The following is a 16,485-nucleotide window of genomic DNA, read 5'->3' as shown; positions in this document are numbered from 1 at the left end:
CGCCCGCCGCGTCCGCTGGGCGCCGGCGGGCGCCGCATCGGGTCAGGGCAGGCGCCAGACCTGGTTGGCGCCGCCGAAGCAGTCCCAGATCTGCAGCCGGGTGCCGTCGGCGGAGCTGTTGCCGGTGGCGTCCAGGCACCGGTTCGAGGCCGGGTTGCGCAGCGTCCCGGTGGACTGGGCCTGCCACACCTGGGCGCCGGTGCCGTTGCAGTCCCAGAGATGGATCTTGGTGCCGTTGGCGGTGCCCGCGCTGGTCACGTCGAGGCACTTGCCGAGCGCTCGCAGGGTGCCGTCACCGGCGACCGTCCAGCGCTGCGCGGCGGTGCCATTGCAGGTGTAGAGCTGGATCGGTGTGCCGTTGGCGGTGTTGGCCGCGGCCACGTCCACGCACTTGCCGCCGATGCCGGTGATCGGACCGGTCCGCCCGGTCGGCGGCGGGGTGCCGCCGCCGACGACCGTGTCGTAGATGGCGCTGACCAACGAGGTGGCGCCGGAGCTGTCCTGGGACAGCTCCCAGTTCATCATCCCGCCGGCGTTGGCCAGCGCCCACTGCGTCTTGCGCTTGACCGTCGGCAGGCCGTTGTAGCACTGCTGGGAGCCACCGGCCGTGGTGCAGTCCCGGTTGGCGTTGGCCGGATCCATCCCCACCAGGGCCGCGTACGTGTAGTAGCCGGGCCGGCTGTAGAAGGGCACGCCGAGGACCGCCTTGCCGGCGGGCAGTCCGCGCGCCTTCCAACCGTTGACCGCGTTGCTCGACCAGTCGTAGTTGGCGTGCGGGCTGCCGCCGTCGTACGCCATGATGTTGAGGAAGTCGACGTGGTTGAAGACCGAGGTCGGCACCCCGTCGCGGTAGTAACCCTCCGCGACCACGGCCGCGGTGAGCAGCTTGCCCTGCGGTCGCAGGGCGTTGCTGAGCGCGGCGGGGACGTGGTGGGGCATGGCGAACCTTCCGGTGAACGGTGCGGCGTGGAGACCGTCCACGCCGCACCGGTCAGGTGGTCAGAACCGGGACCACTTCTGGTTCGCGCCGCCGGTGCAGTCCCAGAGCTGGAGCTTGCCGCCGTTGCCGCTGACCCAGTCCCGAACGTCGACGCACCGGTTGGAGCTGAGGTTGATCAGGTCGCCGGCGCTGTTGAGGGTGAACCGCTGAGCCGGGTTGCCGTTGCAGCTGACCAGGTTGACCTCGGTGCCGTTGGCCGTGCCGGCCCAGGCCGGGTCCATGCACTTGCCCATCGCCCGCACGGTGCCGTCGGCGGCGAAGGTCCACGCCTGGGCGGCGGTCGTGTTGCAGTCCCAGATCTGCAGCTTCGCGCCCTCGACCGGGTTGGCGCCGGGAATGTCGATGCAGCGACCGCTGTGCTGGCCCCGGAGCCGCGTGGTGGTGCCGCTGCCGCCGTCGGAGGTGTAGCGGTAGACCCGGACGTAGTCGACGAGCATCTGCTGCGGGAACTGGGTCGTGGCGTCCGGGTAGCCAGGCCAGTTCCCGCCGACCGCCACGTTGAGGATCATGAAGAACGGGTGGTCGAACACCCAGCGGTTGCCGCCGAGCCGCCCGGGGTCGACGCGGTGGTACTCGACGCCGTCGAGGTACCAGACGATGGAGTTCGGCTCCCAGTCGACCCGGTAGGTGTGGAAGGTGTCGGCGAGCGGCTGGCCGATCGTGCGGCTTCCGGTGATGCCGCCCCCGCCGGAGTAGCCGGGCCCGTGGATCGTGCCGTACACGGTGTTCGGCTCCCGGCCGATGTTCTCCATGATGTCGATCTCGCCGGCGGCGGGCCACCCGACGCTGCCCATGTCGTTGCCGAGCATCCAGAACGCTGGCCAGATGCCCTGGCCCCGCGGGATCTTGATGCGCGCCTCGAAGCGACCGTACGCCTGGGTGAACGTCGCGGCCGTCAGCAGCCGCGCCGACGTGTACTCGCACCGTCCATAGTGGCACTGGTAGTTGGCCGGGTTCTCCCGCCGCGCCGTGATGACCAGGTTGCCCTGGCCGTCGTGCACCGCGTTGCTGGTGCTGTTCGTGTAGTACTGCCGTTCGTTGTTGCCCCAGCCGTGTCCGCCGATGTCGAACCGCCAGCGGCTCTGGTCGACGGGCGTGCCGGCGGGGGCGTTGAACTCGTCCTGCCAGCTGAGCCCGCCGATCGCCGCGGCGGCCGGCTCGGCGTTCTGGGGCAGGGCGAGGCCCGCGGCGGCGGTGACGGCTGCGGCGGCGACGGCGAGCAGCCGCCGCACCGGGTTGGCTCTGCGCATGCGAATCCTCCGGAACGATCGGTGGTGGTCGGGTTCACGGGCCTCCGCCGCGGCGCGCCGTCACCGTCGAGAGGTGGCCAGGAGAGCGCTCTCCAACCGAAGCTTGTCGATGTCTGAAACATCTGTCAAGAGCGTTTCCAATTTGGTTGGCCGGAAGCGTCCCGTCCGGGTGGACCGCTGGCCTCGCCGGGCCAGGGGCTGGCCCCGCCGGGTCGCAGGTCCGGGTAACCGCCGGCATCGCCGCCGTGCCGGGCGTCCGGGGTCGCTCGCCGGTGGCGAGGACGCGACGACGGGAGGGGATGGATCATGGCCGACGGCACGGGCAGCCCGCAGCCGCAGCGTGGCGACCGGGGCGGGCTGGACAGCGGCCCCCGGGACCTGCTGCGGGACCGGGAGAATCCCGACCTGCTCACCCCGCCGGCGACCGACTCCGGCACGGTGCCGAACCTGCGGTTCTCCTTCTCCGACGCGCACACCCGCATCGAGCGGGGCGGCTGGACGCGGGAGGTCACCCAGCGGGAACTCCCGATCGCGACGACCCTCAGCGGCGTCGACATGGCACTGGAACCCGGGGTGTACCGCGAGCTGCACTGGCACCAGCAGTCCGAGTGGGCGTACGTGCTGCGGGGCAGCTGCCGGATCAGCGCGGTCGACCAGGAGGGCCGCAACTTCCTCGACGACGTCCGGGCCGGCGACCTCTGGTTCTTCCCGAAGGGCGTGCCCCATCACATCCAGGCCCTCGACGAGGGGGTGGAGTTCCTGCTGGTCTTCGACGACGGCGCCTTCTCCGAGAACGGCACCTTCCTGATCAGCGACTTCTTCGCGCACACCCCGCGCGACGTGCTGGCCAAGAACTTCGGCTGGGCGCCGGAGCAGCTCGCGAACCTGCCGGAGCGGGAAAAGTACATCTTCGCCGGCGAGGTCCCGCCGCCGCTGGAACGGGACCGGGTGGTCAGCCCGACCGGCCACTACATCGAGAACCGGGGCAGCGAGCCGCTGGTCTTCCTGGAGATGTTCCGCAAACCCCGGTTCGCCGACATCTCACTCGCCCGGTGGATGGCGAACAGCCCCGCCCAGGTCGTGGCGGACACCCTCGACCTGCCGCGCGAGCTGATCGAGGCGCTGCCCAGAGAGAAGCGACCGGTGGTCCGTTGACCTCGGCGCGCCATCCGGCGGCTTGACGGCGACGTGCCCTTGTGGAAAAACTCCGAGACGTCCCGTCCGCCAGTGTTGTCGCGACGCCGGAGGCACGCCTTGGTCCACGTGGAGACCCGCCGGCGCAACGTCGGCAGGCTGCTCCGGCACGTGCACGTTGGCGGCCCGCTCACCCGGGCCGACCTGGCCGAGCGGCTGGAGGTCAACCGGAGCACGGTCCTGGCGCTCACCACCGAGCTGTCCCGCGCCGGGCTGGTCCGGGAGGACCGGCCCGCCGAGACCGGCCGGGCGGGCCGACCGTCCCTCGTGGTGCGGCCGGAGTCCCACCGGGTGTACGTGCTGGCCTTCGATGTCGCCGTCGACCGGCTGGTCGCCGCCCGGGTGGGTCTGGGCGGGACCATCCTGGACCGGCGGGAGGCGCCCCGGCCGCGGGCCGGACCCGACCTCGACCGCGTGGTCGAGGTCCTGGCCCGGTTCGGGCGACACCTGCACCAGGCCGCGCCGCCGGACGCGACCTGCGTCGGGCTGGGCGCCTCCTACTGCGGAATGATCCGGCCCGGCGACGGGATGGTGCGCTTCGGGCCCGACCTGGGCTGGGTGGACCAGGCCTTCGGCGCGGAGTTGAGCCGCCGCCTCGGGCTCGGAATGCCGGTCGCGGTCGGCAACGAGGCCCACCTGGGCGCGTTCGCCGAACAGCAGCGCGGCGCGGGTGTCGGCTTCCGGAACCTCGTGTACCTGCACGGGGACGTGGGTGTCGGCGGCGGGATCCTCGTCGGTGGCCGGCTGCTCGGCGGCGACGGGGGGTACGGCTGCGAGCTCGGGCACATGGTGGTCAACCCCTACGACGGACGGCCCTGCGGGTGCGGCTCCCGTGGCTGCCTGGAGGCCGAGGTCGGCGAGCGGGCCCTGCTCGACGCCGCGGGCCGGCCGGCGGAGGCGTTCGGCCGCGCCGCCGTACGGTCGGTCGTCGACGACGCCGACCGCGGCGACCCCAGGGCCCGGCGGGCGCTGAGCCACGTCGGCGACTGGCTCGGCATCGGGGTGGCCAACCTGATCAACCTGTTCAATCCGGGCATGGTCGTCTTCGGCGGGATGCTCTGCGACGTGTACCCGGGCGCGGCAGCCCAGGTGCGTGCCCGGATCGCCGGCAACGTGCTGCCCGTCGCCCGGGAGGACGTACGGCTGCGCACCGCGGCGCTCGGCGACGACGCCACCCTGGTCGGCGCGGCGGAGCTCGGCTTCGCCGCGCTGCTGGCCGACCCGCTGACCGTCGCCGCCCGGGCGCCGCGGGACGGACGAGGCGACCGGGTGTCCGACCGCGACGGGACCGCTGCCTGACGGGGCCCGTCGCCGTGCGCTCCGGATGGGACGCCGTGCCGGACCGGGCAGCGGGCTGGCTCAGTCCTCCTGCGCCACCGAGGCCGACGGCGTGAGCGTGCTGTCGGCGCCGACCGAGTCCCGGTGGGCGGCGAGTTCGTCGGTGACGAGCAGGTCCCGCCGGATGTCGTGGTGCGGGTACGCGGTTCGCCCGACCATGTGCGCCGCCACCGGCGCGGTGGCGAGCTGGAAGGCGCCGACCAGCACGAGGGTGGTGATGTCCACCCCGTTGCGCAGCCGCAGCGCGCAGCCGAGCAGGACGAGCAGCAGGCCGAGGACCTGGGGCTTGGCGGCCGCATGCATCCGGAACAGCAGGTCGGGGAAGCGCACCAGGGCCACGCCGGCGGCGACGCTGAGCAGCGCCCCGGCGATCAGGCAGATCGAGGCGACGGTGTCGAGGACGGCGTCGAGGCTCACTCGGCGTCCTCTTTCCGGGCGGTGAACCGCGCGACGCTGACCGAACTGACGAAGCCGAGGACGGCGAGCACCACGAGCACCGGCAGCGCGGTGGCGTCCCGGCTGTACGCCGCCTCCGTCGCTATGGCGGCGACGATGACGGCGAGCAGGACGTCGGTGGCCACCGCCCGGTCGAGGATCGACGGGCCGCGGATGATGCGGACGAGAGTGAGCGCACCGGCCAGGGCGAGCAGGGCGGTGACGGTCACGGCGACGGCGCTCATGCGATTGCCCCTTCCTGGTCGACCGGCCGCGGCGGGCCGGCGGGGTTGGTCTCGGTCAGGCGGCGCACCTCGTCCGCCGAGCCGATGGCGGTCACGATCCGGGCCTCGAGTTCGTACACGCCGGCCCGGAACCGCTCCACCTCCTCGATGGTGCGCACCCCGATGACGTGCACGTAGAGGGTGCCGGTCGTCCGGTCGGCCTCGATGATGAGGCTGCCGGGCACCAGGGACAGCGCCTCGCCGACGAGGGTGAGGTTGAGGTCCGTGTTGACCCGCAACGGCACGGCGATGATCGCGCCGCGCGGGGTGTGCCCCAGGCGCAGCGCGAGCCAGGCGATGTGGACGGAGGCCACCACGATGTCCCGGGTGAAGTGCAGCCAGAACCGGGCGACCGGCAGCGGGCGGATCCGCCCGGCGAAGGTCACCGGCGGCAGGGGGAACACCACCAGCAGCACCACCGCGACCAGCACGCCGCTGATCAGGTTCGCCCAGCTGAGCGTCCCCCACAGCAGCATCCAGGCGCTGACCAGGAAGATGCCGGCGATGGCCCGGTTGCGGCGGCGGTCGCGGACGGTCAGCGGCGGGTTGGGCCGGACCGGCGCGGGCGGGATCATCGGGTCTTCCGTCATGGCGCACCGTCCGGGAACACGGCCTCGACGTACGGGGTCCGGCGCAGCAGGTCGTCCGCGGCGTCGGTGCTGACCTGGAAGAGCGGGCCGGCCACGGCGGTCAGCGCCAGCCCGAGCACCACCAGGGCGGCGGTCGGCGCGATCATCAGCCCGGGCATCATGGCGCCGGGGCGCTCGGGGTCGGCGCCCGGGACGCTGTCACCGGCCGCCGGCATCTCGGCGTGCGGGGCGCGCCAGAAGGCCAGGTTCCAGACCCGGGCGATGGCGTAGAGGGTGAGCAGGCTGGTGAGCAGCCCACCCGCGACCAGCGCCCAGGCCAGCGGTCCGCCGTCGGCCACCCCGGCCTGCACGAGGCCGAGCTTGCCGAGGAACCCGGAGAACGGCGGGATGCCGGCCAGGTTGAGTGCGGGCACGAAGAACAGCACGGCCAGCAGCGGTGACAGCCGGGCGAGCCCGCCGAGGCGGTCCAGGGCCGTGCTGCCGCCGCGCCGCTCGACCAGACCGGCGGCGAGGAACAGGGTGGTCTGGATGGTGATGTGGTGCACCACGTAGAAGATCGCGGCGGACAGCCCGAGCGCCGTGGTCAGGCCGACCCCGAACAGCATGTAACCGATATGGCTGACCAGCGTGAACGACAGTAGTCGCTTGATGTCGGACTGGGCGACCGCGCCGAGGATGCCCACCACCATGGTCAGCACCGCGGCCACCATCAACAGGTTGGCCGTGCGACCCCCCGGGAACAGCAGGGTCTCGGTGCGGATGATCGCGTACACGCCGACCTTGGTGAGCAGGCCGGCGAAGACCGCGGTGACCGGCGCCGGCGCGGTCGGGTAGCTGTCCGGCAACCAGGCCGACAGCGGGAAGACCGCCGCCTTGATGCCGAACGCGAGCAGCAGCATGCCCTGCAGCACCAGGCGCAGGTCGTCCGGCAGCGCGTCCAGCCGGTCGACCAACTGGGCCAGGTTGAGCGTGCCGGTCGAGGCGTACACCAGGCCGATCGCGACCAGGAAGACCAGCGACGACAGCAGGCTCACCACGACGTACGTGGTGCCGGCCCGGATCCGGGTCTCGGTGCTGCCCAGGGTCAGCAGCACGTAGCTGGCGGCCAGCAGGATCTCGAAGCCGACGTAGAGGTTGAACAGGTCGCCGGAGAGGAACGCGTTGCACACGCCGGCGGTCAGCACCAGGTACGTCGGGTGGTAGACCGACAGCGGCGTCTCCTCGTTGCCGTCGGCCATACCCTGGCCGATGGAGTACACCAGCACGCACAGGGTGACCGCGGCGGAGACGACGAGCATCAGCGCGGCGAGCTGGTCGGCGACCAGCACGATGCCCAGCGGCGCGACCCAGCCACCGACCTCGACGACCAGCGGCCCGTCCAGGGACGAGAGGACCAGCAGCAGCGCGGCCACGCCGACGGTGGCGGTGAGGACGGTGAGGCTGACCCACCGCTGGGCGCGGGGGCGGCCGGCGAGCAGCAGCGTCAGCGCCGCGCCGAGCAGCGGCATCACCACCGGCAGGGGAACCAACCAGGTCATCCGGCCCTCCCCGGGTCGCCGGCGACGGCGACCGGCCGGTCGTCGGGATCCTGCGGCGGCTCGCCGTCGGTGGCGTCGTTGTCCGCCGTGCCGGGGCCCTCGTCCCGGTCGGCCAGCTCCATGATGCGGCGGTCCTCGACGTCGTCCTGCACCTCGTCGTGGCCGTTGAGGTGCCAGCTGCGGTACGCGAGCGCGAGCAGGAACGCCGTCATGCCGAGCGTGATGACGATCGCGGTGAGCACCATCGCCTGCGGCAGCGGGTCGCTCATGTCCTCCTCGGCGGTCGTGCCGGCGATCGGCGGGCCCCCGGCCCGGCCCCCGGTGAGCAGGAGCAGGTTGGCGCCGTTGCCGAGCAGGATGACGCCCATCATCACGCGGGTGAGGCTGCGTTCCAGCAGCAGCGTCACGCCGGCGGCGAACAGGACACCTACGACGAGGACGTAGGTCAGGTTGGGGGTCACACCAGCTCCTTCGTCCGGACCTCGGGTGCGTCCTCGGTCTCCTGCTGGCGGTCCATCTCGGCACCGAGGCTGCGCAGGATGTCCAGGATCAGGCCGACCACGATCAGGAAGACGCCGACGTCGAAGAAGACCGACGTCACGAAGTGCACGTGGCCGAGGACCGGCACGTGCAGGTCGAGCACGGCGCTCTGCAGGAACTCCCCACCCAGCACCATGGCGGTCAGGCCGGTGCCGAGCGCCACGAACAGGCCGGCGCCGAGCACCGCACCGGCGTCCACCGGGGCGGCGCCGTTGAGTTCGGTACGCCCGCCGGCCAGGTAACGCACGGCCAGCGCGAGGCCGGCGACCAGGCCGGCGGCGAAGCCGCCGCCGGGGGCGTTGTGGCCGGAGAAGAGCAGGTAGATCGAGAAGAGCACGATCGCGTGGAACAGCAGCCGGGTGACCACCTGGAGGATGACCGACTGCTGGCGGGTCGTGGCGCCGGTGGTGAGCCAGCGCGGGCGCACCGACTCGCTGCGGCCGACGCCGGGAATGTTGCTGCGCAGGTCCAGGTCGCGGGAGCGACGGAAGATCAGGCTCGCCACGCCGGTGGCGGCCACCACCAGCACGGCGATCTCGCCCATCGTGTCCCAGGCCCGGATGTCGACCAGCGTCACGTTGACCACGTTCTTGCCGCCGCCGTAGGAGACGGCCTTGTCGGGGAAGCCCACCGAGATGGGCGTGGCCACCCGGGCGCCCGCCGCCACGTACGCCATCCCGGCGGTGACCAGGCCGACGGCGACACCGAGGGCGACCCGGCCGCGCCGGCTGGCCCTTATCGGCCGCTCGGAGAACTTCGCCGGCAGCCGGCGCAGCACCAGCACGAACATGACGATCGTGACGGTCTCGACCAGGAACTGGGTCAACGCCAGGTCCGGTGCGCCGTGCAGGACGAACAGCAGGGCGGTGCCGTAGCCGGTGACGCCGACCAGGATCATCGCGGTCAACCGGCGCAGGGCGCGGGCGGCGGCCACGGCGGCGACGATCACCACCGCGCCGGCGACCGCTTGCAGCGGCGTGTCCCAGAGCATGAACCGTTGCGGCCACGGCGCACCGGCCAGCAGCGCCCCGCCGGGCAGGACGACCAGCACCACCAGGATGACGCCGAGGTAGAACGGGAGGGAACCGCGCTGGGTCGCGCCGGTCAGTTCCACCGCCACCCGGTCGACGGCGCCGACGATCCGGTCGTAGAGCAGGGTGCCGTCGACGGGAAGCCGGACCGGACGCAGCCGGCCCCGGTGCAGCAGCAGGAACAGTCCCGCGCCGCCGGCGATCGCCAGCGCGGAGAGGGCGAGCGCCGGGGTGAGTCCGTGCCACAGTGCCAGGTGGTAGCCCGGGTCGGAGCCGGTCGGGTACGCGTCCGCGTACGGGGCGAGGAGCCGGTCCACCGCGGGTGCGAAGGCCCCGGCCGCGAGGCCGGTGACCGCGAGCAGCGCCGCCGGCGCGAGGAACGGCCACCGCACCGGCTCGGCCGGGGTGGCCGGCACGCCGGGCTTGTCGGCGAAGGCGCCCCAGACGAACCGGAGGGTGTACGCCACGGTCAGCGCCGAGCCGAGCAACACACCGCCGAGCACGACCAGCTCCGCCGTGCCGCCGTGCAGGAACGCCTCGACCGCCGCCTCCTTCGCCACGAACCCGGCCAGCGGCGGCAGGCCGGCCATCGAGGCCGCCGCGAGTCCCGCCACGACCGCCAGCGCCGGGGCCTGCCGCCCGAGGCCGCCGAGCTCGCGTAGGTCGCGGGTGCCGGTGACGTGGTCGATCACGCCGACCACGAGGAACAGGGTGGCCTTGAACAGGGCGTGGGCCAGCACCATCGCCGCGCCGGCGAGGGCGGTGTCCCGGGTGCCGGCGCCGAGGATCACCATCAGCAGGCCGAGCTGGCTGACCGTGCCGTACGCGAGCAGCAGCTTCAGGTCGACCTGTCGCAGCGCGGCCCAGCCGCCGAGGAACATCGTGATCAGGCCGCCGGCCAGCAGGACGGGCCGCCACGGGGTGGCCTCCGCCACCGCCGGTCCCATCAGTGCGACGAGGAACACGCCGGCTTTCACCATGGCCGCGGCGTGCAGGTACGCGCTGACCGGTGTCGGTGCGGCCATCGCGCCGGGCAGCCAGAAGCTGAACGGGAAGATGGCCGACTTGCTCAGCGCGCCGAGGAGGACGAGCACGAGGGCGACGGCGAGGTAGCCGCCGCCGGGGAGGTTCTCGGCGATCTCGGACCAGCGGTAGCTGCCCGCGTGCTGGCCGAGCATCACGAACCCGGCGAGCATCGCCAGGCCGCCCAGGGTGGTCACCAGCAGGGCCTGCATCGCCGCGCGCCGGCTGGCCCGCCGGGTCGGGTCGCTGGCGATGAGCAGGTACGAGAAGACGGTGGTCAGTTCCCAGAACACGTACAGCAGCAGGAGGTCGTCGGAGACCACCAGGCCGAGCATCGCTCCGGCGAAGGCCACGAACACGGCCGCGAAACGTCCGAGGCCGGGGTCGTCGGAGCGGAAGTACCGCGCGCTGTAGGCGAGCACGAGCGCGCCGACGCCGCCGACGAGCACCACCATCAGCCAGGACAGGGTGCCCATCCGCAGCGCGATCTCCAGCCCGAGCTGCGGCACCCAGGTGACCGTCTCCACGACCGGGGTGCCCGAGCGGACCGTGCCGGTGTGCGCCAGGGCCCAGCCGAGCGTGGCGGCGGGCGCGAGCGCGACCAGGTAGAGCGCCCGACGCCCCCACCTGCGTACCAGCACCGGGGCGATCACCGCTGCGAGCACGTGGACCGCCACCAGTACCAGCACACAACCTCCCCAAAGCCTGCCCCACGCGGTTAGTCAACCCTAACCGGTAAGGACCGAATCAGCACATCGCGCGATACCCGTCTGGGACGGGCAGAATGGTCGGAACCCGACCGTCAGTGGCCGGTGACCGCCGTCGCCGCGGCAGCGGTGGCCGCCTCGGTGCCCGCGACCACGACCTCGTCTCCGGCGATCACGACGAAGTCGCCGCTGGGCGCCGGGATCGTCTCGCCGTTGCGGATGACCGCGAGCAGGGACAGGGACCGCCCGCCCAGCTCGACGTCCCGCCAGGCGTGCCCGTCGGCGGGCGATCCCAGGCCGACCGGGATTCGTACCACCGAGAGGCCCGGCAGCTGTCGCTCCACGTCCTCGAGATGCTGCACGGTGACGACCGCCTCCAGGAGGCTGGCGAGCACCTGGGCCTCGGTCCGGGTCAGGGAGAGGGTGTGCGCGGCGGTGTCCGGATCGTCGGGGTGGTAGATGATCAGGTCACGACGCCCGTCTGGATGGGCGACCAGGCCGGCCCACTGGCCGCTGGCCGTCATGAAACGCTGGCAGACGCCAACGCCCGGCAGGTTCGCCTTCTCGACGTGCATCACCACCCCTTTCTCTTCGCGGCCGTGGTCGCGCCGCGGGGCCGCTCAATCCCTATCATGATCGGTACCCGGCCAGCCAGACGCGGATGGGCTGGACAGGCCCGGCCGTTCGTCGGGTGGCTGCCGGGGTGCGTGGACCAGTGGCCGGCCGGGCCCGTCACCGCGGTCGATCCGCAGTTCGCGTTCCAGCTCCGCCACGACCGTCCGCAGGTCGTCGAGCCGTTGGCTGAGCGCGATCCGGTCCACCTCGTCCGGCACCCCGTCGCCGTCCTCGTCGTAGTCGGCCGCGAGGCCCTCGGTCATCTCCAGGCGGCGCGCCTCCTCCATCGAGTTGACGATGACCGCGATGAGGATGTTCAGCAGCAGGTTCACGGTGATGACGACGAAGCTGACGTAGTAGAGGATGGTCAGTGGCGACACCGCCATGCCCTGCTGGATGAGGTCCGGCAGCGTCTCCAGCGACAGCAGCACGAACAGCGTCAGCAGGGACCGGCCGATGTCGCCGTACTGCTCCGGGTAGCGCTCCCCGAAGATCAGCCAGCCGGCCATCCCGTACACGTAGAGCGTCACCGCGGTCAGGGCGAAGAAGCCGGCGACGCCGGGCAGGCTCCGCCACAGCGCCGCCACGATCGTCCGCAGGCCGGGGGAGAAGCGCACCAGCCGCAGCACCCGGGCCACCCGCAGGAACCGCAGCACGGCGGGATCGCCGTGCAGGCCCGGGATGAAGATCGCCGCGATCACCAGGAAATCGAAGACGTTCCAACCGTGCCGGAAGAAGTCCAGTGGCCGCCGGCCGTGCGCCGCGATCCGGACCGCTATCTCGGTCACGAACGCCACCCGGAACACCCACTCCAGCCCGTGCAGCACCGGCGCCGCCGCGCCGAGGTCGGGGTACGTCTCCAGCCCGAGCACGATGCCGTTGGCCATGATGAGCACGACGATGGCCACTTCGAACGGCCGCGATGCCACCACCCGGGCGCACCGGCGAGCCAGCTCGGACATTGCGGCGGACCGGTCCCGACCCGACGCCGTCCCCCGGCTCACCGCCCCCACGGACCCGAATCCCCGGCCCCCGGCCCGTGACGTCGAGATGGGTCACGCCGCGCTCGCATGCGCACAGCCTACGGTGTCGCCGTCGCGCGGCGGGCGTCCGGAGGGCGTTCCCGGGCGGTCCCTCGTCGCGCCGCCGGAGCGGGTCGCCGAGGTCTTCCGCCCCATCACCGACCGGTTCTCAGCGCCTGCGGGTGGTCCCCGGGCCCGGCACGGCTGACGACGGGCCGGATCAGGGCCGGTCGCGTTTGCGGCGGTCCTCCCGGACGGCGTACCGGACGGAGCGGAGGGTCGCGTCCGGCGCGAAGATCAGTGCGTACCAGCGGTCCAGCGTCGCGCGCAGCTCGGCGACCGTGGCCTGTAGCCGCCGGGTCCGTTCGTCCAGGGCCCGCAGCTGCTCGCGGGCCGTCTGCGCCTCCGCCTCCAGTTCGGCCATCCGGGTACGCATCGGCTGCACCAGCGTCAGAGCGGTGTCGGTGAGCAGGTCGGCCGCCTCGGCGCGGAACTTGCCGCGCTGCACCACGACGGCGGCGATCGCGGTCAGCCCGCCCGCGCCGCCGAGGAGGCCGAGCACCGACAGCACGATCTGGAGCCACTGGGGTGCGGTGCCGGGAGGTGGTTGGGCGGTCATGGGAAGCCGCCGACGACGTCGGTGGGTGAGCGGTCTGAATCGATCAGATCGCGGAGGTCGCCCAGGAGCTCGCTCGCGCGCCACCACGACCCGATCGCCACGGCGGTGACGAACGACGCCGCCGTGACGGCTGTCCGCCCGGAGATGACCGCCAGGGCGACCGCGTACATGCCCGCGACGGCCCCGAGCATCAGCATCGACGCGAGTTCCATGCCCAGCCGGGTGGAGCACCGGCCGGGCCAGAGCAGACCGGCGATGCCGACCAGGCCGGCAACGATCAGCCCGATTTCCCAGCCGAGGAGGACCGGATCCGGCATGGCGACCTCGACCGACCGCGGCTTGGTTTCCATGCAGAGCATCAGGGCCCCGCAGACGGGTGCGGTGGCGACGACCGCGTTCTGGAAGGGCCGTCGGTTACGCCAGATCGACCTTATCGGCACCTTGGCTCCTCAGGGTCTCGCCGAGCCGCTTCCGCGCGCCGTCGATGGGGGACGGACCCGCGCGGCCGAGGGACTGACGACTAGCGTCGTTGGTGGCCGACACTTCAGTCATACCACCCGGCCAGCGCTGTCACCAACTGTCGAGATCCGACAAACGCGCAGGTCAGAGCGGTTGTGGCGGCGGTGACGGGTCAGCTGCGTTGGCGTGCTCTGTCGCCGCCGTCGCGGTTCTGGCCGCTGAGGAAGTAGGCGCCGAGCGCGCCGGCGAGGGTGCCGAAGACCGCCACCGAGTAGAGGGCGAGGATCAGCTCGACGATCTGGGCGAACGGGTCGGTGGCGCCGAGCCGCTGGCCGGTGATCGTCGTGAGGGCCACGTCGTGCAGGGACTGTCCGTAGTGGCGGTAGGAGCCACCGAGCACGAGCAACTGCCCGACCGCCAGGACCACGATCGTGGTGATGATCGCCAGCCAGGTCAGCCGGTCGGTGAGCAGCCGGCCGGCCGAGCGGGTGCCGCGGACCGCGGCGGACACCACCCCGCCGGCCCGGGCCGCGCGGAGCAGGGCCGCCGCCCGGACGAAGCGGAGGAACGGCACGACCAGGAAGATCAACTGCCACCAGTTGCGGCGCCAGAACCGGCCGGCATCGTGCCGGGCCAGCCATGCGCGCAGCGCGAACTCGGCCACGAAGACGGCCCAGAGCACCCAGGTGGCGGCGTTCAACGCCCCGGCCACCCCGGGGTCACGGGCGACCGCCTGCCCGAGCACCAGGAGCAGGAAGATGAGACCGAGGGCGCCCATGGGCCGGTCGAGCCGCTCCGCCAGCCCGTGCAGGACAGCGTCGGCCGACCGCTCGTCATCATCCGGACGGTGGCGGGTCACGGCGCTCGACGTCGTCGGCGGTTACGGCAGGCATCAGTCTTCCTCGGAACGCCGGCCCGGCGTCGCACGCCGTCAGGTGGCGGGACGAGATCGGTCGGCGAGGACTCGATCTTCCGACGTTATCGGGCGTCGAGTCACGTTGCCGGCGTTTCCGGCGGGCGGAGTACGGACGTCGGTGGAGGCGGATCCGGGTCCGCCTTGCCGCAATCGATGATCTTCTGGACGATGATGCGGACACCCACCGAAGGAGATGCCATGACCGCGACCGCGCCCGCCGCCACGACGCCGAAGGCGCTCGGCTCCACCGTACGGCTGCTGTCCATCCTCGTGATCGCCGCCGGCCTGATCATGGTCGTGGGCGGCGCGGCGACCTGGTTCACCGTGCAGAACCAACTGGCCGACGAACGGATCACCGTCTCCGACGACGCGGAGTGGTTCGCGGGCGAGAAGATCGACGGTCCGCTCACCGCGTACGCGGAGGCCGAGGTCATCGAGAAGCACGCGCTCGAGGCCAGCGGCGGCAAGACCTACGCCGAGCTGGACCGGGAAGACCCCAACCGGCAGACCGTGATGACCGGGTCGTTCCTCCGGTCGTCCCTGTTCACCTCGGTCGTGTCCTTCGGCGTCGCCGCCATGGCGATGGGTCTCGGCCTGGTGATCGTCCTGATCGGCTGGGCTCTGCTGGCCGTGTCGCGCCAGTTGACCGCGGTCGCGCGGACGGCGTCCCCCGCGCCCTGACCGTCCCCGCCCCCGGCGGGGACGGCCCGCGATCGTGGCCGCCCCGCCGAGGAGGCGCTCAGGCGGTCCCGACGAACTGGCTGACGTGGTACGCGGTGCTGCGGCCGTCCGGCGTCCTGGTCCACTTCGACACCATCAGGTGCAGGTCGTTGGCCCGGCGTGTCGACCACGGGTGGATGAAGCCGCCGTAGAGCCCCGGCTCCTGCCACGGGAAGACCTGCACCTTCTCGGCGGTCCACACCTGGTCCGGGCCGCCCGCGGTGCGGGTGACGATGCACCCGGTCGCGCAGTTGAGGTAGGACATCACCCAGGTGCCGTCGCCGAGGCGGCGTACCGACGGCTCACCGAAGCGGCCGGTCAGGATCGGGGTGCACGGGCGGCCCCAGCCCCAGTTGCTGCCGTTCCACCCCCAGCCCTCGTAGGACTCCGGGTAGAACAGCCGGTCCCAGCGCACCCGGCGCAGCATCATCGGGCCGTCCTGCCGCCCGGAGCGCACGGAGAAGACGTACACCCAGTCGCCGTCGCGCTGCATCGTCCACATCTGGAACGGGTCGGTGTTGGCACCGTTGTTCCACCACTTCAGCGGCGTCCGGATGAAGTCGTTGCCGTTGTCGCTGTACGCGAGCCCGGCGTAGCGGCTCTTCCAGTGCGGACCCGCCGGCCCGGCGGAGTGCCAGTTCTCGATGCTCAGGTAGGAGATGAGCTGGCGGCCGGTCTCCGGGAAGCTGATCCCGTCGTTGGGGATGACGGTCACCTCCCAGAGGCCGTCGATACCGATCCCGTTGTGGCCGTTGTGCATCAGCTCCGGGGCCCGCCCGTTGCCGGCCACCCGGGCGGCGCTGTCGAAGACGACGCCGCCGGCGGCACCGGGGTGGATGTTGGATCGCAGCATCACCGGCGAGCGCCAGTCGTTGGGCAGCGGCGGCCCCTCCGGCCACGGCGTGTTGAACGTGTCGCCGAACAGGTACCCGATGGAGCCGTTCTCCAGCACGTACGGGATGCCGAGGTCGGTGCCGGCGACCCGCCAGCGGTGGTTGGTGTCCAGATCGGCGCCGGTGAGGCGCTTGCGCCAGGTGGCGGCGTGGGCCGGTCGGGGGGCGGCGTGCGGGGCGACGGCCGCCGCCACCCCGGCCGCGGCGACCGTCGCCAGGAATGACCTGCGGTCGATGCTCATGGGGGCAGTCTGCCGGCGACCGGGCGGAGCTGAAGAATGTCTTCACATCACTCACGGCTGACGCAAAAA

17 protein-coding genes are annotated in these 16,485 nt (G+C 72.3%); 3 read left to right on the top strand and 14 right to left on the bottom strand.

What is annotated here, in order from left to right; all coding sequences use genetic code 11:
• Positions 1-42: 42 nt before the first annotated feature.
• Together EV376_RS21330 and EV376_RS21325 are read right to left on the bottom strand one after the other, a co-directional pair.
• Complete coding sequence (locus EV376_RS21330) at positions 43-939, bottom strand: RICIN domain-containing protein (RefSeq protein ID WP_486482741.1); 897 nt, start codon at positions 937-939, stop codon at positions 43-45.
• Positions 940-999: 60 nt separating this feature from the next.
• Positions 1,000-2,250: a family 16 glycosylhydrolase gene (locus tag EV376_RS21325; RefSeq protein WP_130325890.1), complete on the bottom strand. Its 1,251-nt coding sequence runs from the start codon at positions 2,248-2,250 to the stop codon at positions 1,000-1,002.
• Positions 2,251-2,556: 306 nt separating this feature from the next.
• Between EV376_RS21325 and EV376_RS21320 the strand changes: the two genes are divergently transcribed.
• Positions 2,557-3,405, top strand: a complete 849-nt coding sequence (locus EV376_RS21320) for a cupin domain-containing protein (RefSeq protein WP_130325888.1) — start codon at positions 2,557-2,559, stop codon at positions 3,403-3,405.
• 99 nt (positions 3,406-3,504) lie between these two features.
• Complete coding sequence (locus tag EV376_RS21315) at positions 3,505-4,743, top strand: ROK family transcriptional regulator (RefSeq protein ID WP_130325886.1); 1,239 nt, start codon at positions 3,505-3,507, stop codon at positions 4,741-4,743.
• Between the two features lie 60 nt (positions 4,744-4,803).
• Here the strand turns inward: EV376_RS21315 and mnhG are convergent, their stop codons facing one another.
• The 11 genes from mnhG to EV376_RS21260 all read right to left on the bottom strand — a co-directional run bounded on the left by mnhG (position 4,804) and on the right by EV376_RS21260 (position 14,504).
• Positions 4,804-5,199, bottom strand: coding sequence for a monovalent cation/H(+) antiporter subunit G (gene mnhG, locus EV376_RS21310; RefSeq protein WP_130325883.1), 396 nt, complete (start codon positions 5,197-5,199; stop codon positions 4,804-4,806).
• Positions 5,196-5,462: a monovalent cation/H+ antiporter complex subunit F gene (locus EV376_RS21305; protein ID WP_130325881.1), complete on the bottom strand. Its 267-nt coding sequence runs from the start codon at positions 5,460-5,462 to the stop codon at positions 5,196-5,198. Before EV376_RS21305 ends, mnhG begins: the two co-directional genes overlap by 4 nt.
• Positions 5,459-6,091 (bottom strand): Na+/H+ antiporter subunit E, encoded by a 633-nt coding sequence (locus EV376_RS21300; RefSeq protein WP_486482740.1) that lies wholly within the window; start codon positions 6,089-6,091, stop codon positions 5,459-5,461. Before EV376_RS21300 ends, EV376_RS21305 begins: the two co-directional genes overlap by 4 nt.
• Complete coding sequence (locus EV376_RS21295) at positions 6,088-7,629, bottom strand: Na+/H+ antiporter subunit D (RefSeq protein WP_130325879.1); 1,542 nt, start codon at positions 7,627-7,629, stop codon at positions 6,088-6,090. Before EV376_RS21295 ends, EV376_RS21300 begins: the two co-directional genes overlap by 4 nt.
• A complete protein-coding gene (locus tag EV376_RS21290; RefSeq protein ID WP_486482739.1) occupies positions 7,626-8,090 on the bottom strand; it encodes an NADH-ubiquinone oxidoreductase chain 4L in 465 nt (154 codons plus the stop codon). The genes EV376_RS21295 and EV376_RS21290 overlap by 4 nt, the downstream gene beginning before the upstream one ends.
• Entirely contained in the window at positions 8,087-10,912 is a 2,826-nt protein-coding gene (locus tag EV376_RS21285; protein ID WP_130325877.1) for a Na+/H+ antiporter subunit A, read from the bottom strand. The genes EV376_RS21290 and EV376_RS21285 overlap by 4 nt, the downstream gene beginning before the upstream one ends.
• 113 nt (positions 10,913-11,025) lie before the next feature.
• A complete protein-coding gene (locus tag EV376_RS21280; RefSeq protein ID WP_130325875.1) occupies positions 11,026-11,505 on the bottom strand; it encodes a cation:proton antiporter regulatory subunit in 480 nt (159 codons plus the stop codon).
• A 45-nt stretch (positions 11,506-11,550) separates the two neighbouring features.
• A complete protein-coding gene (locus EV376_RS21275; protein WP_486482738.1) occupies positions 11,551-12,477 on the bottom strand; it encodes an ion transporter in 927 nt (308 codons plus the stop codon).
• Positions 12,478-12,787: 310 nt separating this feature from the next.
• Positions 12,788-13,186 (bottom strand): hypothetical protein, encoded by a 399-nt coding sequence (locus EV376_RS21270; RefSeq protein WP_130325871.1) that lies wholly within the window; start codon positions 13,184-13,186, stop codon positions 12,788-12,790.
• Complete coding sequence (locus tag EV376_RS21265) at positions 13,183-13,626, bottom strand: hypothetical protein (protein WP_130325869.1); 444 nt, start codon at positions 13,624-13,626, stop codon at positions 13,183-13,185. Before EV376_RS21265 ends, EV376_RS21270 begins: the two co-directional genes overlap by 4 nt.
• A gap of 191 nt (positions 13,627-13,817) precedes the next feature.
• Positions 13,818-14,504: a hypothetical protein gene (locus EV376_RS21260; RefSeq protein WP_207228247.1), complete on the bottom strand. Its 687-nt coding sequence runs from the start codon at positions 14,502-14,504 to the stop codon at positions 13,818-13,820.
• A 255-nt stretch (positions 14,505-14,759) separates the two neighbouring features.
• Here EV376_RS21260 and EV376_RS21255 point away from each other — a divergent pair, with 255 nt between their 5' ends.
• Complete coding sequence (locus EV376_RS21255) at positions 14,760-15,242, top strand: aromatic ring-opening dioxygenase LigA (RefSeq protein WP_130325867.1); 483 nt, start codon at positions 14,760-14,762, stop codon at positions 15,240-15,242.
• 58 nt (positions 15,243-15,300) lie between these two features.
• Here the strand turns inward: EV376_RS21255 and EV376_RS21250 are convergent, their stop codons facing one another.
• Positions 15,301-16,416 carry a glycoside hydrolase family 183 protein gene (locus EV376_RS21250; protein ID WP_130325865.1) on the bottom strand — a complete coding sequence of 372 codons (1,116 nt, stop codon included), beginning with the start codon at positions 16,414-16,416 and terminating at the stop codon, positions 15,301-15,303.
• Positions 16,417-16,485: the final 69 nt, after the last annotated feature.

This window comes from Micromonospora sp. CNZ295 (genome assembly GCF_004217535.1).
This window is presented reverse-complemented; position numbering and strand designations above follow the sequence as displayed.

Bases quoted from the DNA above. Each gene is read 5' to 3' on its own strand.
- EV376_RS21255 (WP_130325867.1), top strand. From the start codon at position 14,760: ATGACCGCGACCGCGCCCGCCGCCACGACGCCGAAGGCGCTCGGCTCC.
- EV376_RS21280 (WP_130325875.1), bottom strand. From the start codon at position 11,505: ATGCACGTCGAGAAGGCGAACCTGCCGGGCGTTGGCGTCTGCCAGCGT.
- EV376_RS21270 (WP_130325871.1), bottom strand. From the start codon at position 13,186: ATGACCGCCCAACCACCTCCCGGCACCGCACCCCAGTGGCTCCAGATC.
- EV376_RS21300 (WP_486482740.1), bottom strand. From the start codon at position 6,091: ATGACGGAAGACCCGATGATCCCGCCCGCGCCGGTCCGGCCCAACCCG.
- EV376_RS21305 (WP_130325881.1), bottom strand. From the start codon at position 5,462: ATGAGCGCCGTCGCCGTGACCGTCACCGCCCTGCTCGCCCTGGCCGGT.
- EV376_RS21295 (WP_130325879.1), bottom strand. From the start codon at position 7,629: ATGACCTGGTTGGTTCCCCTGCCGGTGGTGATGCCGCTGCTCGGCGCG.
- EV376_RS21330 (WP_486482741.1), bottom strand. From the start codon at position 939: ATGCCCCACCACGTCCCCGCCGCGCTCAGCAACGCCCTGCGACCGCAG.
- EV376_RS21320 (WP_130325888.1), top strand. From the start codon at position 2,557: ATGGCCGACGGCACGGGCAGCCCGCAGCCGCAGCGTGGCGACCGGGGC.
- EV376_RS21250 (WP_130325865.1), bottom strand. From the start codon at position 16,416: ATGAGCATCGACCGCAGGTCATTCCTGGCGACGGTCGCCGCGGCCGGG.
- EV376_RS21325 (WP_130325890.1), bottom strand. From the start codon at position 2,250: ATGCGCAGAGCCAACCCGGTGCGGCGGCTGCTCGCCGTCGCCGCCGCA.